18 protein-coding genes and 2 pseudogenes are annotated in these 23,742 nt (G+C 69.0%); 15 read left to right on the plus strand and 5 right to left on the minus strand.

Going from position 1 to position 23,742, the window contains the following annotated elements:
- Nucleotides 1-438: 438 nt before the first annotated feature.
- From JMJ56_RS29585 to JMJ56_RS29595, 3 genes are read right to left on the minus strand one after another with little or no spacing between them, the layout of a single operon-like run.
- Nucleotides 439-1,671 carry an ABC transporter substrate-binding protein gene (locus JMJ56_RS29585; RefSeq protein ID WP_268885156.1) on the minus strand — a complete coding sequence of 411 codons (1,233 nt, stop codon included), beginning with the start codon at nucleotides 1,669-1,671 and terminating at the stop codon, nucleotides 439-441.
- Between the two features lie 30 nt (nucleotides 1,672-1,701).
- Nucleotides 1,702-2,541 (minus strand): aspartate/glutamate racemase family protein, encoded by an 840-nt coding sequence (locus tag JMJ56_RS29590; RefSeq protein ID WP_202835348.1) that lies wholly within the window; start codon nucleotides 2,539-2,541, stop codon nucleotides 1,702-1,704.
- Between the two features lie 25 nt (nucleotides 2,542-2,566).
- A complete protein-coding gene (locus JMJ56_RS29595) occupies nucleotides 2,567-4,021 on the minus strand; it encodes an FAD-dependent oxidoreductase (protein WP_202835349.1) in 1,455 nt (484 codons plus the stop codon).
- Nucleotides 4,022-4,176: 155 nt separating this feature from the next.
- On the opposite strand from JMJ56_RS29595, the gene JMJ56_RS29600 reads away from it, so the two are divergent.
- The 6 genes from JMJ56_RS29600 (at nucleotide 4,177) to JMJ56_RS29625 (ending at nucleotide 11,689) form a co-directional block, all read left to right on the plus strand.
- Nucleotides 4,177-5,970: an NAD(P)/FAD-dependent oxidoreductase gene (locus tag JMJ56_RS29600; RefSeq protein WP_202835350.1), complete on the plus strand. Its 1,794-nt coding sequence runs from the start codon at nucleotides 4,177-4,179 to the stop codon at nucleotides 5,968-5,970.
- Nucleotides 5,971-6,286: 316 nt separating this feature from the next.
- On the plus strand, nucleotides 6,287-7,060 hold the full coding sequence (locus tag JMJ56_RS29605; protein ID WP_202835351.1) for a carboxymuconolactone decarboxylase family protein: 774 nt from the start codon (nucleotides 6,287-6,289) through the stop codon (nucleotides 7,058-7,060).
- 28 nt (nucleotides 7,061-7,088) lie between these two features.
- The gene (locus tag JMJ56_RS29610; RefSeq protein WP_202835352.1) at nucleotides 7,089-8,291 is read left to right on the plus strand and encodes an ABC transporter substrate-binding protein; all 1,203 of its coding nucleotides are present in this window, start codon (nucleotides 7,089-7,091) and stop codon (nucleotides 8,289-8,291) included.
- A gap of 2 nt (nucleotides 8,292-8,293) precedes the next feature.
- The gene (locus JMJ56_RS29615) at nucleotides 8,294-9,184 is read left to right on the plus strand and encodes a branched-chain amino acid ABC transporter permease (protein ID WP_202835353.1); all 891 of its coding nucleotides are present in this window, start codon (nucleotides 8,294-8,296) and stop codon (nucleotides 9,182-9,184) included.
- Nucleotides 9,181-10,986, plus strand: coding sequence for a branched-chain amino acid ABC transporter ATP-binding protein/permease (locus JMJ56_RS29620; RefSeq protein WP_236038833.1), 1,806 nt, complete (start codon nucleotides 9,181-9,183; stop codon nucleotides 10,984-10,986). The genes JMJ56_RS29615 and JMJ56_RS29620 overlap by 4 nt, the downstream gene beginning before the upstream one ends.
- Nucleotides 10,979-11,689 carry an ABC transporter ATP-binding protein gene (locus JMJ56_RS29625; RefSeq protein ID WP_202835354.1) on the plus strand — a complete coding sequence of 237 codons (711 nt, stop codon included), beginning with the start codon at nucleotides 10,979-10,981 and terminating at the stop codon, nucleotides 11,687-11,689. Before JMJ56_RS29620 ends, JMJ56_RS29625 begins: the two co-directional genes overlap by 8 nt.
- Nucleotides 11,690-11,740: 51 nt before the next feature.
- Here JMJ56_RS29625 and JMJ56_RS29630 read toward each other — a convergent pair whose 3' ends face one another.
- Both JMJ56_RS29630 and JMJ56_RS29635 read right to left on the minus strand, forming a co-directional pair.
- Entirely contained in the window at nucleotides 11,741-12,430 is a 690-nt protein-coding gene (locus tag JMJ56_RS29630) for an enoyl-CoA hydratase/isomerase family protein (protein ID WP_202835355.1), read from the minus strand.
- Nucleotides 12,431-12,498: 68 nt separating this feature from the next.
- Nucleotides 12,499-13,647 carry an iron-containing alcohol dehydrogenase gene (locus tag JMJ56_RS29635; protein WP_202835356.1) on the minus strand — a complete coding sequence of 383 codons (1,149 nt, stop codon included), beginning with the start codon at nucleotides 13,645-13,647 and terminating at the stop codon, nucleotides 12,499-12,501.
- Nucleotides 13,648-13,947: 300 nt separating this feature from the next.
- Between JMJ56_RS29635 and pehA the strand changes: the two genes are divergently transcribed.
- The 9 genes and pseudogenes from pehA to JMJ56_RS29680 form a co-directional block, all read left to right on the plus strand.
- A complete protein-coding gene (gene pehA, locus JMJ56_RS29640; protein WP_202835357.1) occupies nucleotides 13,948-15,486 on the plus strand; it encodes a phosphoric/sulfuric ester hydrolase PehA in 1,539 nt (512 codons plus the stop codon).
- Nucleotides 15,483-17,102, plus strand: a complete 1,620-nt coding sequence (locus tag JMJ56_RS29645; RefSeq protein WP_202835358.1) for an ABC transporter substrate-binding protein — start codon at nucleotides 15,483-15,485, stop codon at nucleotides 17,100-17,102. The genes pehA and JMJ56_RS29645 overlap by 4 nt, the downstream gene beginning before the upstream one ends.
- Before the next feature lie 3 nt (nucleotides 17,103-17,105).
- The gene (locus JMJ56_RS29650) at nucleotides 17,106-18,671 is read left to right on the plus strand and encodes an ABC transporter substrate-binding protein (protein ID WP_202835359.1); all 1,566 of its coding nucleotides are present in this window, start codon (nucleotides 17,106-17,108) and stop codon (nucleotides 18,669-18,671) included.
- Nucleotides 18,664-19,632 (plus strand): ABC transporter ATP-binding protein, encoded by a 969-nt coding sequence (locus tag JMJ56_RS29655; protein WP_202835360.1) that lies wholly within the window; start codon nucleotides 18,664-18,666, stop codon nucleotides 19,630-19,632. The genes JMJ56_RS29650 and JMJ56_RS29655 overlap by 8 nt, the downstream gene beginning before the upstream one ends.
- Complete coding sequence (locus JMJ56_RS29660; protein WP_202835361.1) at nucleotides 19,629-20,609, plus strand: ABC transporter ATP-binding protein; 981 nt, start codon at nucleotides 19,629-19,631, stop codon at nucleotides 20,607-20,609. Before JMJ56_RS29655 ends, JMJ56_RS29660 begins: the two co-directional genes overlap by 4 nt.
- Nucleotides 20,610-20,612: 3 nt before the next feature.
- Entirely contained in the window at nucleotides 20,613-21,536 is a 924-nt protein-coding gene (locus JMJ56_RS29665; protein ID WP_202835362.1) for an ABC transporter permease, read from the plus strand.
- Between the two features lies 1 nt (nucleotide 21,537).
- Nucleotides 21,538-22,401 (plus strand): ABC transporter permease, encoded by an 864-nt coding sequence (locus tag JMJ56_RS29670; RefSeq protein WP_202835363.1) that lies wholly within the window; start codon nucleotides 21,538-21,540, stop codon nucleotides 22,399-22,401.
- Between the two features lie 109 nt (nucleotides 22,402-22,510).
- Nucleotides 22,511-23,433 (plus strand): annotated as a pseudogene (locus JMJ56_RS29675) (IS3 family transposase); the annotation flags it as partial.
- Between the two features lie 67 nt (nucleotides 23,434-23,500).
- Nucleotides 23,501-23,742 (plus strand): annotated as a pseudogene (locus tag JMJ56_RS29680) (IS110 family transposase); the annotation flags it as partial.

Genomic DNA, 23,742 nt, shown 5'->3' on the forward strand with positions numbered 1-23,742 from the left:
ACCAGAGCAGAAGGTGGCGGCGTTCCAGGCGGCTGCTTCAGCCGTGCAACACTGTCCGTAAAGGCGGGGCAAGGCCAGGTAGGCTCGGGCGGAGCGCCTTGAAGATCAGCTCCCACCAGCCGCGCAGGCACCACCGCCGCCAGCGGTGATAGACGCTCGACCAAAGGCCCAAGCCCTCGGGCAAGTCACGCCAGTGCACCCGTTCGGCAAATCCAGAGTGCGGCTTCGACGAAGCGGCGCAGTGTCACGCATCGCGCTTCCAGACGAAGGGGATTTGCTGCATCACCAGCATCAGCGACACCCATTGGGCGTCGTCCAGGCTTGTCCTGGTCATGGCCGCGTTCCTTGAAAGCCTCAAGAACTTCCAAGGTGGTGTGGCCAAAGACCGGATCGGAGCCAAACCGGCTATCCAGGCAGTCCGGTCACAGACCCTAGATTTCAGCCCCCGCCCTGCACCAGCGGGCAGCCGCCCTGAGCGGTCGGCCGATAAGCCTCCTCGAGCGGAACCTCCCTGACCAGACGATACACATCATATCGGCTGCGGGACTCACCCGGTGGCTTGACCTGGAATACATAAACCGGACTGACCCGACGCCCGTCGGCCCGGATCTCGCCCCGCCCGAAGGCGAGGTCCTCCGTCGGCATCGCCTTCATGCGCGCGACCAGTGCCCGGCCATCGGTCGAACTGCCGATCGCCTCCACAGCCTTCAGGTAATGTGTCACCGCTGCATAGACATTGGCCTGCAGGTCGGTCGGCATCCGTCCGCCCATCCGGTCGGCGAAGCGCCGACCGAAGCTGCGCGTCCCGTCGGTCAGGTCCCAGTAGAAATTGCCGACCACGACCGCGCCCTCAGTCGCCTCCAAGCCCAATGACACGATATCCGAAATGTAGACCGCAAGGCCAACAACGCGTTGCCCACGCCGCATGAGTCCGAACTCGGAGGCCTGCTTCATGCTGTTGATGAAGTCCGCCTGGGAGTTTGCCAGTGCCACCACCGAAGCGCGCGAGGCCTGAGCCTGCAGCAGCACCGAGGAGAAGTCGGTGGTCCCGAGCGGATGCCGGACCGAGCCGACGACCCGCCCGCCTGCTCGGGTCACCGCGTCGGTGGACTGGCGTTCTAAGTCGTGCCCAAAGGCGTAATCGGCGGTAACGTAGAACCACGTAGCACCGCCCTGCTGCACCAGCGTCCGGCTCGGCACGTTCGACATCGACCAAGTGTCGATCGAGTAGTGGATGAGGTTCGGCGAGCAGAGATCGCCCGTCAGTCGGCTGGCCACCGCTGCGGTGACCAGCGCGACGCGGTTGGCGTTGCGCGCGACCTCGCCGACAGCAAGGGCAACAGCGGAGTTGGGCAGGTCCACGATGGCGTCGACGCCCTCCGTGTCGAACCAGCGGCGCGCGATGGCCGAGCCGGTATCGGCGCGGTTCTGGTGATCTCCGGACAGGATCTGCACCGGCAGGCCGGCCGCGCGGCCGCCGAAATCCTCCACGGCCAAGTTCGCCGCCGCCACCGAGCCCGGGCCGGCCACATCGGCGAAGCTGCCCGACAAGTCGCTGAGGATGCCGATGCGGATCGCCTCGCGCCGAGGCGCCGGCGACTGCGCGGCCGCCGGCAGGCCGGCCGCTAGGCAGCCTGCCGCCAGAAGGCTTCCCAGGATTGCGCGTCGCATGTGTTGTCCCCTCCCTGTTGCGGCCAGCTCTCAACGGCGGTCTGCCGCCCCCGAGAAGCTGCTCTCCGCCATGTCGGCGGCGCCCGCCGCCCGCCGGGCCGCGGTCAGCATCGCCGCCGGCGGCCGGGCGTAATGGCCGGCGCGGCTGACCTGCAGGCCGATCGAGGCCCGGGCGCCGGCCATGAACTGGGCGTAGCGGAACAGCGTGCCGAGCGCGTCCATCACCACCGCGCCGTGGCTGGCCGTCAGCCCCTGGCGCCAGACGAACTCGTTGAGGAACCCGTCACCGGGGATGACCACCTCGGCGCCCATCTCCACCAGCCGGCCGCAGGCCGCTTGGAAGGCCGCAATCAGGGGGGCGGCGGCGTCCTCGCCGCATTCGAGGCTGTACTCGTCGATCGGCGGGTGCATCGCCACCACGCCGGCCAGGCGCTCCCGCAGGCCGTAGTCGCGCGCCAGCTCCTCGTGCCGGGCGCGCTGGCCGGCCTCGAGCGAGACCAGGCCGAAGCGCTGGCCGAGCGAGCAGGCGACGAGCATGCAGGTCTCGGACAGGCCGAGGCAGGGGATGTCCACCAGCGACCGCACGGCCCGCAGCGCCGGATCGAAGAAGCAGCCGAGGGCGAAGGCGTCGTAGCCGGCCCGCTCCGCCGCCAGGGCCGCCTCGATCACCTGCGCCTCGTTCAGATGCTCCAGGTAGCAGTGGCGGATGGCGTGGATCGGCGCGACGTCGGGCCCGTAGGTCCCGGGGCGCAGCCCGTGCAGGACGACCGCGTCTCCGGGCGGCAGCACCGCCGCGGCGTGGCGCGCGAGCGTGGCGCGGTAGACCGGCGCGCGGTCGAGGTCGCTGAAGCTCTGATGCCAGATCCGCATGGCTACCGCGTCCCCGGGCCGGCGGTCAGGCGGCATTGCCGCGCCGTGCCGCATGCCGGCCGGCCAGGCGGCCGAAGACGAGGCCCTTCAGCACGGAGGTCGCGCCGGTATAGGTGCGGTAGTAGGTGCCGATGATCTCGCCCGCGGCATAGAGGCCCTCGATCGGCGCGCCGTCGCCGTCCAGCACGCGTGCATCGCTGTCCACCTTCACCCCGCCGAAGGTGAAGACATTGGCGGAGATGATGGGATAGGCGTGGAAGGGCGGCTCGTCGATCGGCATGGCCCAATTGGACTTCGGCGGATCGAGCCCCTGCGTCGCCAGGCCGTCGGCCTCCAGCGGCCGCCAGTCGCCCGGCACGCAGGCCGCGTTGTAGCCGCGCACCGTCGCCGCCAGCGCGGCCGGCGGGACCGCCAGCGTCACGGCCAGCGCTTCCAGGCTGTCGGCCACGATCGGCGGCTGGTCGGTGCGGAGGGCGCGGCGGTAATTCGGCACGCGCTGGTGGCGGGCGTCCAGCACGACATGGGCGATGCCGTCGCGCTGCTCGAAGATCCGCCTGGTGATGCTCTCGTAATGGGCGTCGACCGTGCCCGGCGCCTCGTCGGTGAAGCGCTGGCCGTCCTTGTTGATCAGGATGCCGTAGGGAAAGATGAAGACCGAGGGCTCGGAGACGCCGGAGCGGGGGTCGATCGGCTCCGCATGGTAGCTACCGAAATCGCCCGCAGTCGCCGCGCCGAGTTCGAGCGCCATGCGGATGCCGTCGCCGCGGTTGAAGTGCGCGCCCTTGCAGATGGGCCGCAGGAAGGCCGCACGCGGGCCGATGTAGCGGGCAAGCATCTCGGCATTGCCCTCGAAGCCGCCACAGGCGAGGACGACCCGGCCACGCAGCCGGACCGGCCCCGCCTGCCGGCTGCGGGCGAGCAGGCCGGCCACGCGGCCATCCTCGTCCCGCTCCAGGCGCTCCGCAGTGATGTCGTACAGCATCTCGACGCCGAGCGCCTCGGCGCGCGCCGCCAGCCCGTCGACCAGCGCGAGCCCGCCGCCGACCGGCAGCAGGCGCGGCTGGGAGCGGGTGAGGAACTGGGTCGGCAGGAAGTCGAAGCGCAAGCCGAAGCCCTTCAGCCAGGCGATGGTCGGGCCGGCCTCGTCGGCGAAGGTGGCGATGACATCGGGTTCGGCCATCGACAGGGCGGCGGCATAGGCGGCGCGCTGCCCGCGCGGCTGGGCGCTCTCGGCGATCAGGTCGGGGTCCAGCGTGCCGCTGCTGTTCTCGGCGAGATGGGTCTCGAAGTCGTCGGTGACCTCGGCCTCGCTCTTCATGCGGAGATAGGCCTCGGTGTAGCGGCTTTGGCCACCGCGTTCCTCGGGCGGCGCGCGTTCCAGCACGGCGACCCTCGCGCCCGCTTCGGCCGCGGCGACGGCGGCGGACAGCCCAGCGACACCGCAACCGGCAACGACCACTTCGAAACGCTTTTCGCGCATCCGACGTTCTCCCTGCCCGGGAGCATGGCATGGCGGCGGCCAAGGTCAAATGTACCGAGCCCCCGCCCATCGAGGTCGCATGGACAGGCCCGATGACCCGCCTATAGTTCCTGCATGAGGCGGCATTGACAACAACGCCTCGGGGCGAGGCGACGATGGACGATCTCGATCAATCCCTCCACGACGTGCAGCTTGCGGCGCAGGCGCGGCGCCTTGCCGCCGGATGGCTCGAGGCCTTCGAGGCGGCGCTCGCCACCCGCGATGCGGCGCGGATCGGCGCCCTGTTCCACGACGACGCCCACTGGCGCGACATTCTCGCCTTCACCTGGCACCTGACGCCGACCGCGGGCCGGGAGGCCATCGCCGCGCGCCTGGCGGCGGAGCAGGCGCGAACCGCGGCGCACGGCTTCCATCTGCCGCAGGGCCGCAAGCCGCCGCGGCAAGTCAAGCGGCTCGGCATCGACAGCATCGAGGCGATCTTCGAATTCGCAACGGCCGATGGCCGCGGCGCGGGCCTCATCCGGCTGTCGCCCTCGCCCGAGGCGGGCGGCGCGATGCGGACTTGGCTGCTCTCGACGGCGCTTGAGGCGCTGACGGGCCATGAGGAGAGGATCGGCGCCAACCGGCCGTCCGGCGCGGCCTATTCGCGGAATTTCGGCGGCGACAACTGGGCCGACATGCGCCGCAGGGCGGTCGCCTATGACGACCGGGAGCCGTCGGTGCTGGTGATCGGCGCCGCCCAGGCGGGGCTCTCGATCGCCGCGCGGCTCAACCAGCTCGGCGTCGACACCCTGGTCGTCGAGCAGTGGCCGCGCATCGGCGACAGCTGGCGCCGGCGCTACCACTCGCTGGCGCTGCACAACTCGATCCACCTCAACCACCTGCCCTACATGGAATTCCCACCGACCTGGCCGAAATATATCCCGAAGGACATGCTGGGGAACTGGTTCGAGTTCTACGCCGACGCCATGGAGATCAACTGCTGGACGGGCACCACCTTCGTCGGCGGCGCCTGGGACGAGGCGGCGCAGTGCTGGACGGCCCAGGTGCGGCGCGACGACGGCAGCGAGCGCGTGCTGCGGCCGCGGCACCTCGTCTTCGCCAACGGCGTCAGCAGCTATCCGAAGACGTCGGAGCTGCCGGGCCTCGATGAGTTCCAGGGGCAGATCATCCACTCCGAAGGCTTCGACAGCGGCGCGGGCTGGGAGGGCAAGTCCGCGCTCATCCTCGGCACCGGCAGCAGCGCCAACGACATCGCGCTCGACCTGCACAGCCACGGCGTGAAGACGACGCTCATCCAGCGGGGATCAACGACGGTGGTGTCGATCGACCCGAGCGCTCGGCTCAACGAGGCGATCTGGGACGAGGGCGGGCCGCTCGAGGACTGCGACCTGATCGTCTCCTCCGCCACGCCGCCGCTAATCGTCAAGGGCTACAAGTCGGTGACCAAGCGCATGCTCGAGCTCGACCGAGACATGATCGCGGGCCTCAAGGACATCGGCTTCAAGCACGACGTCGGCGAGGACGAGGCCGGCCACCAGATGAAGTACTTCCGCCGCGGCGGCGGCTACAACCTGGATGCCGGCAGCTCCGCCCTCATGATCCGGGGCGAGATCGGCTTGCTGCAGTATGACCGGATCGGGCGCTTCACCGCCGCTGGTGCGCTCCTCAAGGATGGCTCGACGGTGCCGGCCGATCTCATCATCCTGGCCACCGGCTACTACCCGCAGGAGGAACTCGTCCGCCGTGCGATCGGCGACGCAATGCTGGACCGCATCGGGCCAGTATGGGGTATCGGCGAGGATGGCGAACTGAACAACATGTACAAGCGCACGCCGCAGCAGGGCCTATGGTTTATCGCTGGTGGCCTGTCGCAGTGCCGCATCAACTCGAAGTACCTGGCGTTGCAGATCAAGGCCATGGAACTCGGGAAACTCGGCCCGCTCTGAGGCACCCGGCTTAGCGGTGCAGCAAATGCAGAACTTCAGGTCCAACCCGGAGATCAGCTGGCGCTAACGGTTTGCTGGACGAGGTGAGGCGGCGCCTGGCCAGCCGTGGTGACCGGCAACCGCACAGGTAGCGCCATGGCTTGGCGAAACGCCCACCCGGCGCCCTCTCGCCGGCGCAGGGTGCGGGGCCCGCTGCGCCCAGCGCCATCGCCATGTGGCGCGAGGACGCTTTTCAATCCCAGTGCAATGCCGCATGCTTCCGGCCGGTCGAGGCGCGGCATACGTGTCCAGGGCTCAGAGGGGGGAACGACCGGCCATGAGCGAGCTCTCGCCACGCCAGCGTGCGCTGAAGGAGGCGTTCACCGAGGCACGCGGCTACTGGAGCCCGGTCTGGGACCAAATGCTCACCCTCGATCCAGACTTTTTTGAAGCCTATCTGAATTTCTCCGCTGTGCCCTGGCGCAATGGCGTGCTGGAGCCGAAGGTCCGCGAGTTCATCTACATTGCTATCGACGCTTCGACGACGCATCTGCACGCCGCGGGCACTCGCACGCACATGCGCAACGCGCTGCGCCTCGGCGCCACCCGCCAGGAGATCACGGAGGTGCTCCAGCTCATCTCCGTGCTCGGCATCCACAGCGTGACGGAGGGTGTGCCCATCCTCGTGGAGGAGATGGCTGCCGCCGGGCGCGGCGCGGAGCTGCCACAGCCCGGTGCGGGCGGCGAGCGCGAGGCGCGGCTGAAGGCGGAGTTCACCGCCGCGCGCGGCTACTGGAGTGAGCTGTGGGACCATGTCCTCGCGCTCTCGCCTGACTTCTTCGAAGCGTACATGCACTTCTCCTCAGTACCCTGGCGCCATGGAATGCTGGAGCCGAAGGTGAAGGAGTTCATCTACATCGCTATCGATGCCGCAACGACGCACCTCTACGCGCCCGGCACCCGCGTGCACATCCGCAATGCCATCCGGCTCGGCGCGACGCGGCAGGAGATCATGGAGGTGCTGGAACTCACCAGCGTGCTCGGCATCCACAGCACCACGCATGGCGTGCCAATCCTGCTGGAGGAGTTGCAGGCGACCGGCAAATCCTGACGGCGAAGCGTAGGGGGGGAAACCAAGCATGAAGATCAACCGCAGGAGCCTGGCCCTGGGTGCCGCCGCGTTGACGCTGCCCGGCCTGGTCCGGGCGCAGTCCGGCACCATCAAATTCGGCTTCACCGCCGCGCTCACCGGCCCGTTCAACGAATTCGGCGAGGGCATCAATCGCGGCGCGCAGATCGCGGTGGAGGAATGCAACAAGGCTGGCGGCATCAATGGCCGCATGGTGGAACTGGCCGAGGTGCTGGACGACCAGTTGGTGCCGGATCGCGCGGTGCAGAACCTGCGCCGCATCCTCGACAACCGGGAGATCGTCGGGTTGATGTGCCCCTCGGGCTCCGGTCCCACTTTGGCAATCGCCGACATGATCCAGGCCGACGGCCGGCCAATCATCAACCCGCAGGCGCAGACGCCTACCATCGTTTATCCTAATGGTCCGGACAAGCCGCCGCGGCCCAACCTGTTTTCCATCTCCATCGGCAATTTGGTGGAGTCCGAGAAATTGGCGGCGGCCCTTTCGGAATTTACCCGCATCGGCATCTTGCATGAGAGCACCGGTTACGGCGTGACCGGCGCCGACCTGGTGCGGCGGGAGATTATGCGGCGCAAGCCGGCCGCGCGGGTGACGGCGGAAAGCTACAACCAGCGCGCCCAGGACATGACCGCCCAGCTGGTCCGCGTGCAGCGCGCCAATGCCGAGGCGATGCTGGTCATCGGGCTGGGCGCCGACTTCGCGGTGATCCGCCGTAACATGAGCCGGCTAAACATCAACCTCGCGCTGTTCGGCGCCGCCGGCGCGGTGACGGTGCCGTATATTGAGGGTGCCGGCGACTTGGTGGCGGGTACCCGTGCGGTGAACCATGCCGCCTTCGGCCGCCGCCCGATGCATGGGGCGGCGCAAAAATTCGTCGATCTCTACCGGGCAAAATTCGGCACCGACCGCTGGTACGGTCCCGATGCTGCCAATCCGCTCATCTCGCTCGCCGGTACCGTGGGCAGCGGCTACGACTGCATCAACCTGCTGATTGACGCGATCCGCCGCGCCAACTCCACTTCCGCCGCCGACTTGGTCCGCGCCCTGGACCAGACCACGGATTACGAAGGCGCCACGGTCAGCCGCATCAGCTTCACGCCGCAGAACCACGTGGCACTCAAGCTGGAGGATCTCGGAACCTACGAGATGCTGAAGCGCGGCGACCGCGTGGTGCTGGAGCTGCGTAACTAGAGATGGATGATTTTTTCTTCTCGCTGCTGCTGGCCGGGATCAGCGTGGGCGCAGTCTATGCGCTCATCGCGCTTGGCCTGAACCTCACCTTCTGGACGACGAAGACGCTGAATTTCGGCCAGGGCTCGTTGATGATGCTTTGCGCCATGCTCACCGTTATCATCTTCAGCCAGGGTCTCGCCATCACGCTGGCGGTGGTGGGAAGCCTCGTCGTCGTTGCGGCGCTCGGCATGTTCATCGAGCGCTGGACGGTGCGCCCCGCCTTGAAGTCCAGCGGTGGCAGCATGGGCTGGGTGGTCTCGACTCTCGGCTTCGGCATCTTCCTGCAGGGCATGGCGGCGAAGTACTTCGGATCTCAGGCCGTGGCCTTCCCCGACGTGGTGTTCACCGCGCAGGATTTCGTCACCGTGTTCGGGCAGTACATCTCGCTGCAGTACCTGGTGGTACTGGCAGTCGCCGTGGCGCTGATCCTGGCCTTCGAGCTGTTCATCCGCCGTACCGTCTGGGGCCAGGCGGTGCACGCCGTCTCGCTCGACCCGGAGCTTGCGCTGGTGCAGGGCATTCCGGTGCGACGCCTGATCCTCGGCTCCTTTATGCTCTCCTCGGTCCTGGCGGGGGTGGCCGGGGTGCTGATCGCCCAGATCGGCGGCACGGTAGACCCCGCCTTTGGCTTCGACCTGGTGCTACTCGGCTTCGTCGCCGCGGTGCTGGGCGGCATGGGCAGCTCGCTCGGCGCGCTGGCCGGCGGGCTGCTGGTGGGGGTGATCAGCAAGCTGGTGGGCGGCTACGTTTCTACGGCGGCAGAACACGGCATCGCCTTCGCGCTGCTGATGCTGGCCCTGGCGGTACGGCCACAAGGACTGTTTGGTCGGCCGGAGGTCAGCAAGGCATGAATGCTCTGCGATCGCGGCTGAGCGCCGTCGTCGCCGACTGGCGTGTGCAAATGGCGCTGGTGCTGGCGCTGCTGCTGGCGGCGCCACTGCTCTCCCCTGGCACCTTGCAGATCGCCAGCTTCGTGCTGGTGGCCGCCATCTTCGCCCAGAGCATCAACCTGCTCACCGGCCTCGCCGGACAGATCTCGCTTGGCCATGCTGGCTTCTTCGGCATTGGCGCCTATTGCACCGGCATCCTGGTGAAGACTTATGGGCTGGACGTCACGCTCGGTGTGCCAGCAGCGGTGCTGCTGGCGGGGTTGACTGGCTGGCTGCTGTCCTTTCCCGCAAACCGGGTGCGCGACGTCTACTTGGCGATGATGACGCTCGGCTTCGGCATGGTGTTCTTCGAAGTAGTTCGAGAATGGAATGAGCTGACCGGCGGCACCATGGGCCTGCCCGGCGTGCCTTCGGCGGCGCTGCGCACGCTCACGATTCTGGGCGTTAAGGTTGATGGGCTTCGCTACTTCCAGCTTGTCCTGCTTGTAACCGTCGGGGTCATTCTGCTGGTGCGCAACCTGACGCAGTCGCGCATCGGCCGTGCCTTCTACGCCATCCAGGTCAGTGAGGTCGCCGCCGGCAGCATCGGCATCCCAGCCGGCCGCACCAAGCAGCTGGCCTATGCGCTCTCGGGTGCACTGGCGGGGCTGGCGGGGGCGCTTTACGCCCATTTGGTCGGCTATCTTGGCCCGGAGAGCTTCGCCCTGCCGCGCTCGATCGAGGTGCTGGTCATTGCCATCGTCGGGGGTCTTGGCTCCATTGCGGGGCAGGTGCTGAGTGCTGTGCTGTTCACCTTCCTGCCCGAACGGTTGCAGGTCTTCGCCGAATGGCAGTTCATCGCCTATGGGCTGATCCTCACCTTCTCCTTGCTTGTGCTGCCGCGCGGCATCGGCGGCCTGCTGTTCGAGCCGCCGCGCTTCATCAAGCCGCGCGCCCTGACCCGCGCCGCTAGGCTGCGCGCCGATGCAACGGCGCTGCGCCCGGACGGTGGTGGCACCGCGCTGGAAGCCAAGGGCATCACCATGCGCTTCGGCGGATTGGTGGCAGTGGATGACGTCTCGCTGCGGCTGGAGCCGGGGCGGATCACCGCACTGATCGGCCCCAACGGCTCGGGCAAGAGCACGTTCGTCAACGTCGTCACAGGTATCTACCGGCCGGCCGCAGGGCAGGTGCGCTTCGGCGGCCGCGACATCACCGGCCTGCCCGACCACCAGATGGCCACGGCCGGCGTGGTGCGCACTTTCCAGGACCCGCGCCTAGTGCTGCATTTCACGGTGCGGGAGAACCTTCTGCTCGGCGCGCACCGCCAGCTGCGCCACAGCGGCCTCGCCGCCACGCTGGCCCTGCCCGGCGCCATCGCTAAGGAAGCTGCGCAACTGGCGCTGGTTGAGGCCGTGCTGGCGCTGTCGGACCTCACCGAAGTGGCAGACCGGCCGATCGACACGTTGCCGTATGGAACCCGCCGCATGGCCGAGGTGGGCCGTGCCCTGCTCGCCCGCCCACGTGTCATCCTGCTCGACGAACCCGCGGCGGGGCTGTCGGAGACGGAGATGGACCGGCTCGCGCAGCTGATCCGCGACATGAGGGCGATGGGCATCGCCATCCTGCTCATCGACCATCACATGGATTTCCTGGCGGGGCTGGTGGACGAGGTGGTGGTGCTGGACAGCGGCCGGATGATCTACCACGGTGACATCGCCGGCATGCGCGGCGACGCGCAGGTGATAGCTGCCTATCTCGGCGACGAGGCCACCCATGCTTGAGCTGCGCGATCTCTCGGTGCACTACGGCGCGGTACGGGCGCTGGAAGGCGTCTCGCTCCAGGCCGCACCGGGTGGCATCACCGCCATTCTCGGCGCCAATGGCGCGGGCAAGTCCTCCCTCATGCGGGCGATCTCCGGCATCGCGCCGGTGGTCGCCGGCCAAGTGCTGCTGGATGGCCAGGACATCATCGCCCTGCCACCGCCTGCGCGGGCGCGGCTCGGTGTGGCGCACGCCATGGAGGGCCGTCGGCTGTTCCGCCAGCTGACAGTGGAGGACAACCTGAGGCTGGCCTGGAGCTTCGGCGCCCGCCGCGAGAAGCTGGCCGCATCCCTGGCCGAGGTCTATGCCCGCTTCCCCATCCTCGAGACCAAGGCGCGCACCGCCGCCGGGCTACTTTCGGGCGGGCAGCAGCAGATGCTGATCCTGTCCTGTACCACCATCCGCAACCCGCGCTTCCTGCTGCTGGATGAGCCTTCGCTCGGCCTAGCACCGATCATCGTCCAGCAGATCTACGGCTTCATCACCGACTACGCCGCAAAGAGCGGCATCGTCGTCATCATCGCCGAGCAGATGGCGGCACTAGCGCTGAAGGTCTCGCGCCAGGGAATGGTGCTGCGGCGCGGCCGAGTGGTGCTCGCCGGCGCTGGCGAGGAGCTGCTACGCGGCCGGGACGGCACCACGCTGGCCGCCAGTTACCTGTAGGGGGACCGCACCCGACCGGCCGCGGCAGCTGACGCGCCGCCCCTGGTGGGGCTATTCCGGCTGCTCCATCAGCGCCAAGCCCTCCATGGCCAGGCCGTAGCCCAGCAGATCCTGCATGCGCTTCCGCAGATGCTCGGTGAACATCAGCCTTGTGTAGCGTAGCAGCAGCGTTGGCTTCTGCGTCAGCCGGCGGGCGTGTTCCCATGCCCGGTCCAGAACCTGTGCCTGGGGCAACACCTCGTTCACCAGGCCGAGGGCGAGCGCCTCCTGGGCGCTTAGCGTCTGACCGGTCAGCAGGAAGTAGCGGCCGCGGTTCACCCCCATCAGCAGTGGCATGAGGATGTGCATGCCGTCGCCCGGCAGCATGCCCGACATGAAATGCGCCGAGTCCTGGAACTGCGCTGTCTCGGAGGCCAGCACGATATCCGACAGCAGTGGGATCTCGCAATGTCGCCAAGCCGGACCGTTGATGGCGGCGATCACCGGTACCTCGATGTTCAGCAGGTTCATCAGCAGCGCGCGGCCTTCCCAATGGACTCGGTCATAGGCCGCAGCGGTGATGCCTTGGGTTAGCGAGCGTGTCGCGGCCGTGGCGCGGAGGCCGGAGAACTCCTCGCCCGTGCCGGTCAAGATCACCACGCGATTGTCGCGGTCACGCCCCACCTCGGCGAAGGCGTCCGGTAGCTCGCCATGCGGCACCAAGCCCCAGCGCAGCGGGCCGCCGTCGGTGTGAAGGCGCATCTCCAGGATGCCATCCTCGCGCCGCATCCTGAGGCACGAGAACTTGTCGCGGTAAGTCTCAAGTCGGCTCACGCCGCGAGCTCCAGGATTTCCATGACCTGCGCCGGCCCTTCGATGGGGCGCGGGTTGCGCGGCACCCAGGGTGTGGCCATGGCGCGTTCGGCGATGCGGGGGAAGGCGTCCCGCCCGATGCCGACCGCGTCCAGGCTGCGCGGCATGCCGAGCCCAGCGATTAGGGCGTGCAGCGCCTCCGCCGCTTCGCCGCCCGGGTGGCCCATGGCGGCAGCCACCCCCGCCTGGCGTTCCGCATTGGCCGCACGGTTCCAGCGCATTACCGCCGGCAGCATGATGCAGGAGGTGTGCCCATGCGGGATGTCGAAAGCGGCGCCCAGGACGTAACCGATACCATGGCTGGCGCCCATCGGCACGCCGGTCGCTAGCGGCGCCATGGACAGCCAGGAACCCAGCTGGCAATCCATCCTTGCGTCGAGGTCAGTCGGGTCCGCCTTCACCCGCGGCAGGCCGGAGGCGAGCAGTCCCAGGCCGTGCAGCGCCTGCGCATCGGCATAGGGCTGCGCCTCTGCGGAGCAGATCCCCTCGACGCAATGATCCACAGCGCGGATGCCGGTGGAGAGGAAAAGCCATTCTGGCGTCGCCAGCGTCATCGCCGGGTCAAGCACTACGGCGGCCGGGATGGTTCCGGGGTGATGGAACACTTCCTTCACCCGTCTGCGCTCATCCGTGACGCCAGCAAAGGCACTGAACTCGCCGGCCGAAAGGGTGGTGGGCACCGCCACTTGGCGCAGCCTCGGTGCCTGCGGCGGCGGGCCGCCAGGGCGCAGCCGGTCCATCGCCTCGGTGCTGTCGATGTCATTGGAGAGGCAGAGCTGCACGGCCTTCGCCGCATCGGTGAGGGAGCCGCCCCCAACCGTGACGACCAGATCGGCGGTCGCCTCGCGCGCCATGCGGGTGGCGTCCAGCACGGCGCCGCGGGGCGAGTGCGCCGGCATGCCCTGGTATTGCGCCGCGAACCGGTGACCGAGTGCATCACGGATGCGCGCAACTTGGTCGGTGTCCCGCGCGAGGGTGGCGCTTGCCATTACCAGGACGCGCGTGGCGCCCAGGTGCGCAGCTTGTTCAGCTACTGCCTGAGCCGCAGGCCGGCCGAATACCACCTCCTCCATCTGGCTGAACACCACGCGCCCGTTCCGGGTCATCGGCATTTCCTCCGTTGGCTGGGATAAGCATATCAACCTTCACAGCACCTGCACCATGCTGCACTCGCTTACGAGCAGCAGCATGATGGCGCCGAGAACCATCCCCATCCGGCTGAGCCGGTCGGTGGCGTGGGTGAATAAGCGTCGAACTGGGACCTCTGCGGGATCCAGCTTACAGCTTTGATGAAACTTGAGAAAAGCAGCGTAAGGTGAGGTCTCATCATCGCACTGTATAAAAAGTGACACAGTGCTGACCACGTCCGTGGGGTAGCGGCATGGCCGATTATCGGACAGGCGATGATGACGAAGCCAAGGAACGTGCTGTTGGTCGTGGTGGATCAGTGGCGGGCGGATTTCGTGCCCTGGCTGGGCGCCAACTTCCTGCGGACGCCGAATCTCGACCGGCTCTGCCGCCAGGGCGTCACCTTCCGCAACCATGTGACGACGACAGTGCCCTGCGGCCCGGCGCGGGCCAGCCTGCTGACTGGCCTCTACTTGATGAACCACCGGGCGGTGCAGAACACCGTACCGCTCGATGCCCGCCACATGAACCTCGGCAAGGCCCTGCGGCGCATCGGCTACGACCCAGCGCTGATCGGCTACACCACGACGACGCCCGACCCGCGCACCACCGGCCCGCGCGACGGGCGTTTTACCTATCTCGGCGACCTGATGGAGGGCTTCCGCAGCGTCGGCGCCTTCGAGCCGACGATGGACGGCTATTTCGGCTGGCTCGCGCACAAGGGTTACCGGCTGCCGGAGCGGCGCGAGGATATCTGGCTGCCTGCCGGCGAGGATGCCGTGCCGGGCGCGACCGACCACCCCTGCCGCATCCCGGCCGAGCTGTCGGACACCGCCTACTTCACTGACCGGGCGCTGTCCTACCTCAAGGGCGTCAACGGCAAGCCCTGGTTCCTTCATCTCGGCTACTACCGGCCGCACCCGCCCTTCATCGCGCCGGCGCCTTACAACACGATGTACGCGCCCCCCTCCATGCCGGGCCCGATGCGCCAGGCCGACTGGCAGGACGAGGCGCGGCAGCATCCGCTGCTCGACTTCTACCTGCGCGGCATCAGCCAGGGCTCCTTCTTCCATGGCGCGGGCGGGGCGGTGACCGGGCTCGACGAGGCCTCCATCCGCCTGATGCGCGCCACCTATGCCGGGTTGATGAGCGAGATCGACGACAATCTCGGCCGGGTCTTCGCCTATCTCGAGGAGACGGGGCAGTGGGAGGACACCATGGTGGTGTTCACCTCCGACCATGGCGAGCAGTTGGGTGACCACTGGCTGCTCGGCAAGATCGGCTATTTCGACGAGAGCTTCCGCATTCCGCTGGTGGTGAAGGAGGCCGGGCGGCCGGCACGCTCCGGCGCGGTGGAGAGCGCACCGACCGAGAGCATTGACCTGATGCCGACCATCCTCGAGGCGCTGGGCGGCGAGATCCCGCGCGCCTGCGACGGCCGCTCGCTCGAGCCGCTGCTGCGGGGCGCCGCGCCGCGGGATTGGCGCGACGCGCTGCACTACGAGTTCGACTTCCGCGACGTATTCTACTCCAAGCCTGAGAGCGAGCTTGGCCTGCCCATGGACGAGTGCAGCCTCTGCGTCATCCAGGACGGTCGGTACAAATACGTCCACTTCGCCGCCCTGCCGCCCCTCTTCTTCGACCTAGAGCGGGACCCGCACCAGTTCACCAACCTTGCGGAGAGCGCGGCGCATGCCGGTCTCGTCAAGGAGTATGCGCAGCGCGCGCTCTCATGGCGGCTGCGCCATGCCGAACGCACGCTGACCGCCTTCCGCGCCACGCCCGAAGGGCTCGAAGACCGGGGAACCCACGCATGATCGACCGCCGCAGCCTCCTCGCCGGCACCGCGCTCGCGGCCGGCCTGCCCCGCTTCGCCATCGGCCAGTCGGACCAGCGGCCGAGCATCACCGTCGCGGTGCAGAAGATCAGCAACTCCAACACGCTGGAGCCACTGCGCGAGCAGAGCAATGTGGGTGAGCGCGTGATGCTCACCTCACTCTGGGAAGGGCTGCTCGGCCGCGACTATGCGGGCCGGCTGAAGACCACCCCGGTGCTGGCCACCGAGACGCGCCGCATCAGCGACAGCGTGGTCGAGCTGAAGCTCCGCCAAGGCGTGAAATTCCACAACGGCGAGGAGATGACGGCCGAGGACGTCGCCTTCTCCTTCGGCAACGACCGCATGTTCGGGCCGGGCGGCCCCAACAGCGGCAGCACCATCCGCGTCACCGAGGTCAATCCCGGCCGCGCCGGCCGCGAGCTGCCGCAGGAGGTGCCGGCCGTCGCCAACCGTAGCTTCCCCGGCGTCGAGCGCATCGAGATCGTCGACAAGTACACGGTCCGCTGGATCAACCGCACGCCGGACGTGACGCTGGAGGGGCGGCTGGCCCGCTACGGCGCCGAGATCGGCAGCCGGCGCGGCTTCGCCGAAGCCGCCACCTGGCTCGACTGGGCGCGCCGGCCGGTGACCACCGGCCCCTACAAGGTGGCGGAGTTCCGCGCCGACAACTCGCTGACGCTGGCCGCGCATGACGAGTACTGGGGCGGCCGCCCGCCGCTACGCCAGCTCCGCTTCGTCGAGGTGCCGGAGGTGTCGTCCCGGGTGAACGGGCTGCTCTCCGGCGAGTACCACTTCGCCTGCGACATCCCGCCCGACCAGATCGCAGGCATCGAGCGCAATCGCACCTTCGAGGTGCTGGGCGGCACCATCCCGAACCACCGGCTGACGGTGTTCGACAAGAACCACGCAGTGCTGCGTGACCCGCGGGTGCGCCGCGCCTTCACTCATGCGATCGACCGCCAAGCGATCGTCGACAGCCTCTGGGCGGGCCGCACGACCATCCCGCGCGGGCTGCAGTGGGAGTTCTACGGTGACATGTATCTCACCGACTGGACGGTGCCGACCTTTGACCTCGCCGAGGCCCGCCGCCTGCTGCGCGAGGCCGGCTACAAGGGCGAGCCGATTCCCTACCGCCTGACCAACAACTACTACACCAACCAGGTGGCGACGGCGCAGGTGCTGGTGGAGATGTGGCGCACCGCCGGCCTTAACGTGCAGATCGAGATGAAGGAAAACTGGGCGCAGATTTTCGAGCAAACGCCGACGCGGGCGGTACGCGACTGGTCGAACTCTGGCCTATTCAGCGACCCGACCTCCTCGTTGACCAACCAACACGGGCCGAACGGCCAGCAGCAGCAGGTCGGCGAGTGGACGAACGACGAGTTCAACCGCCTCTCGGTCGAGCTGGAGACCAGCACCGACCGCGGCCGCCGCAAGGCCGTGTTCCGCCGCATGCTAGAGATCGCCGAGCGCGAGGACCCGGCCTATACGGTGCTTCACCAGAACGCGACCTTCACGGCGAAGCGCCGCGACATCCGCTGGAAGGCGGCCCCGGCCTTCGCCATGGACTTCCGCAGCGGCAACTGGGGGGCTTGAGCCATGCTCTCCCGCCGGAGCGCGCTGGCGGCCCTGGCCGCGCCGGCCCTGCCGCGGCTGGCGCTGGCGGAGGGCGATGCACGACCCTCCATCACGGTGGCCGTGCAGAAGATCGCCAACAGCAACACGCTCGACATCGCGCGGGAGAACTCGAACGTCGGGACCCGGCACTTCGCCTGCTACACGGAGCCGCTGGTCGACACCGACTGGATCACTACGCTGCGGCCCCGCGCCGGCCTCGCCCTCCGCTGGGAGCGGGTGGACGAGCGGCGGGTGGAGGTGGCGCTGCGCCCCGGCGTCCGCTTCCACAACGGCGACGAGATGACGGCCGAGGACGTCGCTGCCTCCTTCGGGCCGGAGCGGCTGTTCGGCGGCGAGGCGGGCGTGGCCGCCCGAGTGCCGCCCGATGTGCGGGCGCAGGGCCGCGCCGTCTTTCCCGGCCTGTCGGTCGAGGTACTGGGCCGCCACCGGCTGCGCTTCGTGACTGGGAGGCCGGACCCGGCGCTCGACAAGCGGCTTGGCCACCGCATCGGCGTCGTCGTCTCCCGCCGCAGCCTGGAGGAGGCGGAGAGCTGGCTCGCCTGGGCGCGAAGGCCGGTCGGCACCGGCCCCTATCGCGTGGCGGAGTTCCGGCCCGACAACGCTCTTATCCTCGAAGCCTTCGACGAGTACTGGGGCGGCCGCCCGCCGCTGCGACGCATCCGCTTCCTTGAGGTGCCGGAGGTGGCGGCGCGCATCGCGGGGCTGCTCTCCGGTGAATACGACTTCGCCTGCGACATCCCGCCCGACCAGATCGCCGAGATCGAGCGCAGCCGCGGCTTCGAGGTGCAGGGCGGGCTGATCGCCAACCACCGCTTCATCACCTTCGACAAGACTCACCCGCAACTGGCGGATCCGCGCATCCGCCGCGCCCTCTCGCTCTCGATCGACCGCGCCTCGATCATCGAGGGGCTCTGGGCCGGGCGGACCGAGGTGCCGCGCGGCATGCAATTCCCCTTCTACGGCGGGATGTATCTTGAAGACTGGCCGCAGCCCCGCTTCGGCCTGGCGGAGGCCCGCGCCCTGGTCCGCGCCGCCGGCTACAAGGGCGAGACGATCCCCTATCGCCTGCTAAACAACTACTACACGGCGCAGACGCCGACCGCGCAGGTGCTGGTGGAGGGCTGGCGCGCCGCCGGCCTCAACGTGCAGATCCAGATGCGCGAGAACTGGACGCAGGTGCTGGAGGCCGGGCCGACGCGCGCGCTGCGCGACTGGTCGAGCACCGTCTTCATCGCCGACCCCGTCTCCAACATGCCCAGCGTCTGGGGCCGCAACGGCTCCCACCCCGCGACCGGCGAATGGCGCAACGAGGAGGCCTTCGCCGCGGTCGAGGCGCTGGAGACGGAGATGGACACGGGCCGCCGCCGCGCCGCCATGCACCGCCTGCTGACCATTCTCGAGCAGGAGGACCCGGCCTATGCGATGCTGCACCAGGCAGCGAATTTCACCGGCAAGCGCCGGGCGATCCGCTGGCGCGCGGCGCAATCCTTCCTGATGGATTTCCGCCCGGGCAACTGGGATGTCTGAGCCGCTTGTCGCCCTCCGCGGCCTCGCCGTCGATTTCGGCGGCGCGCCGGCCCTGCGCGGTATCGACCTCGCCGTGGCGCCGGGCGAGGCGCTCGGCCTGGTCGGCGAGAGCGGCTGCGGCAAGTCGGTCACCTGGCTGGCGGCGCTCGGGCTGCTGCCCGGCCGCGCCCGCGTCACCGGCAGCGTGCGGCTCGGCGGCGAGGAGCTGCTGGGGGCGCCCCCCGCGGTGCTCGACCGGGTGCGCGGCGGCCGCGTCGCCATGATCTTCCAGGACCCGGCCAGCAGCCTCAACCCGGTGCACCGCATCGGGCGGCAGGTGGCGGAAGCGCTCGGCCTGCATGGCGGGCTGCGCGGCGCGGTGGCCAGGGCCGAGGCGCGGCGGCTGCTCGACCAGGTCGGCATCCCCGATGCGGGACGGCGGCTGGACGCCTATCCGCACGAGCTCTCGGGCGGGCAGAGCCAGCGGGTGATGATCGCCATGGCGCTGGCCTCACGGCCGGAGCTGCTGGTGGCGGACGAGCCGACCACGGCGCTCGACGTCACCATCCAGGCGCAGATCCTCGAGTTGCTCGGCGCCCTCAGGCGGGAGACGGGGATGGCGCTGGTGCTCATCTCCCACGATCTCGGCGTGGTAGCGGAGACCTGCGAGCGGGTCGCGGTGATGTATGCCGGGCGGATCGTGGAGGAGGCGCCGGTCGGCCGTCTCTTCGAGCGGCCGACCCACCCTTATACGCAGGGGCTGCTCGGCGCACTGCCGCCGCTCGACGGGCCGCGGCGCCCGCTCGCCGCCATTCCCGGCGGCGTGCCGGAGCCGGGCGCCATGCCGCCCGGCTGCGCCTTCGCCCCGCGTTGCACGCAGGCCGAGCCCGCCTGCGCCGCGGGCGTGCCGGAAGCCGTCGCCGTCGAGCCGGGCCATGCCGCCGCCTGCCTGCGCGCGACGCGGGATCTGGTGCCGGCATGACCCTGCCGTTGCTCGAGGCCACCGGCCTCACCCGGCACTACCTCATGCGCCGCGGCTTGTTCGGCCGGCCGGTGGAGGTGCGGGCGGTGAACGGCGTCTCGCTTGCGCTGGAGCGCGGCCGCACCCTCGGCCTGGTCGGGGAGAGCGGCTGCGGCAAGTCCACCACCGGACGCCTGGTGCTGGGGCTGGAGCGGCCGGATGCCGGCGGCGTCGCCTTCGAGGGCCAGCCGATGCCGCCGCCCGGGACGCCCGCCTGGCGGGCGCTCAGGGCGCGGATGCAGATGGTCTTCCAGGACCCGCTCGGCGCGCTCGACCGTCGCATGAGCATCGGCGCGCAAATCGCCGAGCCGCTCGAGATCCACCGCATCGGGGACCGCCCGGAGCGGGTCGCGCAATTGCTCCGCGATGTCGGCCTCCGCCCCGACCAGGCCGGGCGCTACCCGCACGAGCTCTCCGGCGGCCAGCGCCAGCGCGCCGTGTTGGCCCGGGCGCTGGCAACGGAGCCCGCCCTGCTGGTCTGCGACGAGCCGATCAGCGCCCTTGACGTCTCGATCCAGGCCCAGGTGATGAACCTGCTGGTGGAGCTGCAGGCGCGGCTCAGCACGGCGATCCTCTTCGTCAGCCACGACCTGCGCGCGGTGCGGCAGGTCAGCCATCGGGTCGCGGTGATGTATCTCGGCCGCATCGTCGAGGAGGGCGAGCCGGATGCGGTTCTGCACGATCCGGCGCACCCCTATGCCCAGGCGCTGGTCTCCGCCATCCCGCATCCCGGCCGGCGGCAGCGGCGCGTGCTGCTGCAAGGCGACCCGCCCAACCCGGCCGACCGACCCTCCGGCTGCGCCTTCCACCCGCGCTGTCCCGCCGCCCTGCCGCTCTGCGCGCAGGAGGACCCGGTGCTGAAGCCGCGCCCCGGCGACGGACGCCGCGTCGCCTGCCATGTGGCGCAGGGCGACCTTCCTGCGCGAAAGGCGGCCTGAACGGTGCTCCGCTTCCTTGGCTTCCGCCTGTTGCGCGCCGCCGTCACCATCGTCCTGGTGGTGAGCTTCGCCTTCGTCGTGCTGCGCCTCTCGGGCGACCCGGCGCAGATCATCATGGGCGCCGACGCCCCGCCCGAGGCCATCGTCGCCTTCCGCCGCGCCTGGGGGCTGGAGGAGCCGCTCTGGCGGCAATACCTGCGCTATTTTGGGGCGATCGTCAGCGGCGATCTCGGCCGCTCGATGCGCGACGGGCGGGATGCCATTGCCTTGGTCGCCGAGCGCATCCCGGCGACGCTGGCGCTGACCATCCCCGCCCTACTCATCAAGCTCGGCCTCGGCATACCGGCCGGGATCACCGCGGCGCTGCACCGCAACTCCCTGATCGACCGGGCGGTGATGATGCTGGCCGTCGCCGGCTTCACCGTGCCCTCCTTCGTGCTCGGTCTGCTGCTGGTCCTGCTCTTCGCGGTGCAGCTCGGCTGGCTGCCCTCGGGCGGGCAGGAGGGGTGGCGGCACGCGGTCCTTCCCATCGTCACCATGGGCATCGGCGGCGCGGCGGTGCTGGCGCGCTTCACCCGCAGCGCGATGCTGGAGGTGCTGGGCCAGCCCTATATCCGCACCGCCTCAGCCAAAGGCGTGCCCTGGCGGGCGGTAGTCTGGGGCCATGCGTTGCCGAATGCGGCGATCCCGACCGTCACCATCATCGGCTTCATGGTGGGTTCGCTGATCGCCGGCGCCGTGGTGGTGGAAAGCGTCTTCTCCTGGCCCGGCGTCGGGCGGCTGCTGGTGGTGGCCGTCGCCAACCGCGACCTCGCGGTGGTGCAGTGCATCCTGCTGCTGGTGGCGGCGACCATGGTGACGGCCAACCTGGTGGTCGACCTGCTCTACGGCGCGCTCGACCCGCGGCTGCGGCAGAGGACGGCCTGAGATGTCGGGGATTGCATTGCCGGCCGGCCTGGTGGGCGAGGGCAAGCGGCGGCGGCGCTGGCCGGTGCTGGTGCTCTGTGCCATGGCCTGGCTTGGGCTGATGCTCGGGATCGCGCTGCTGGCCGATGCCATCGCGCCCTATGCCTATACCGCGCTCGACCTCCGCAACCGCCTCTCGCCGCCCGGGGCGACGATGCTGCACCCGCTCGGCACCGACGAGCTGGGGCGGGACGTGCTCTCGCGGCTGATCTTCTCCATCCGCATGAGCCTGCTCATCGCCTTCGGCGCGACCATCATCGGCGCGCTGATTGGCACCTCGCTCGGCGTGGTGGCGGCGCATTTCCGCGGCTTCGTCGAGCAGGTGGTCCTCGCCCTGGTCGACTTCTCGGCGAGCCTGCCCTTCCTCATCCTGGCGCTGGCGGTGCTCGCCTTTTTCGGCAACTCGCTGACGCTCTTCGTCTGCCTGCTCGGCCTGCATGCCTGGGAGCGCTATGCACGGATCGCCCGCGGCCTCGTCATCAGCGCCGGCGCGCAGGGCTATGCGGCGGCAGTGCGGCAACTCGGCGCCTCGCCCTGGCGCATCTATGGGCGGCACATCCTGCCGAACATCGCTTCGACCCTGATCGTCTCGATGACGCTCGCCTTCCCCGAGATCATTCTGCTGGAGAGCGGCCTATCCTTCCTCGGCCTCGGCGTGCAGCCGCCGGAGACCTCGCTCGGCTCCATGGTGGGCTACGGGCGCGAATACCTCACCCGCGCGCCCTGGATTCTACTCTCGCCGGCGGCGGTGATCGTGCTGACCACCTTCTCCGTCTCCGTGCTCGGCGACTGGCTGCGCGACCGGCTGGACCCGACGCTGCAATGAGGGGCGCCGCCCGGCAGTGGCGATGGCAACACAGCCTTCACAGATGACGTGACCCCGTAGAAGCGATCCGCCGGTAATGTGATGCCGGCGAGACGTGGAGGGTTTGGAGATGGCGAGGAAGCACCACAAGCCGGAGGAGATCGTGGCCAAGCTGCGGCAGGTCGAGGTGCTTCTGGCGCAGGGCAAGACGGCGTCCGAAGCGGTGCGCACGATCGGGGTGACGGAGCAAACCTATTACCGTTGGCGGAGCGAGTACGGTGGTCTGAAGCTGGGTCAGGTGAAACGCCTGAAGCAGCTGGAGCAGGAGAACGGCAGGCTCCGCAAGGCGGTGGCGGATTTGACGCTAGAGAAGCTGGTGCTGAAGGAAGCTGCGTCGGGAAACTGGTAGGCGCCGTCCGTCGTCGGACCTGCGTCGAGCATGTCAAGGGCAAGCTAGGCGTCTCGGAACGGTTTGCCTGCCGAGTGCTGAGGCAGCGCCGCTCAGTGCAGCGCAAGACGCCGAGGGCGACCGACGACGAAGCGGCGCTGACCGAGAGCATCATTGGCCTGGCCCAGCGGTATGGGCGCTACGGCTACCGCCGGATCACGGCGCAGCTGCGGGCCGAGGGCTGGCGGTGCAACCACAAGCGGGTGGAGCGGATCTGGCGGGCCGAGGGGCTGAAGGTGCCTGCCCGGCAGCCCAAGCGCGGGCGGCTCTGGCTGAACGATGGCTCCTGCGTGCGGCTCCGGCCCGAGCGTCCCAATGATGTATGGGCCTATGACTTTGTCGAGGACCGAACCCGGGACGGGCGCCGGTTCCGGACGCTGAACGTGGTCGATGAGTTCACCCGCGAATGCCTGGCAATCCGGATTGGGCGCCAGCTCAAGGCAGCTGACGTCATCGACGTGCTGTCCGACCTGTTCATCCTGCGCGGCATCCCAGGCCATGTTCGCTCGGACAATGGGCCTGAGTTCGCAGCCACAGCCGTGAAGCGCTGGATCAGCGGCGTGGGCGCAAAGACGGCATTTATCGAGCCCGGCAGCCCTTGGGAGATGGCGTAATCGGTCTGGAGGCGGGCAACCTCTCCGGACTGCTCCACTCACCCGAAAGGCTTCCAGGATGAACCAGCACTATGTTGGCCTCGACGTCTCTCTGGACCAGACGAGCCTGTGCGTCCTCGACGGCGCTGGCCAGGTTGTCTGCGAGACGAAAGTAGACACCGATCCAGCCGCGATCGCAGCCTGCCTTTGTCGGGCAGGTGTTTCCGTCGCACGGCTCGGCCTGGAGGCGGGCCCGCTCTCGCAGTGGCTCTACGCCGGGCTGGTGGCCTCAGGCCTGCCTGCGATCTGCATCGAGACACG

The organism is Belnapia arida (genome assembly GCF_016773205.1).
Lineage (GTDB): Bacteria > Pseudomonadota > Alphaproteobacteria > Acetobacterales > Acetobacteraceae > Belnapia > Belnapia arida.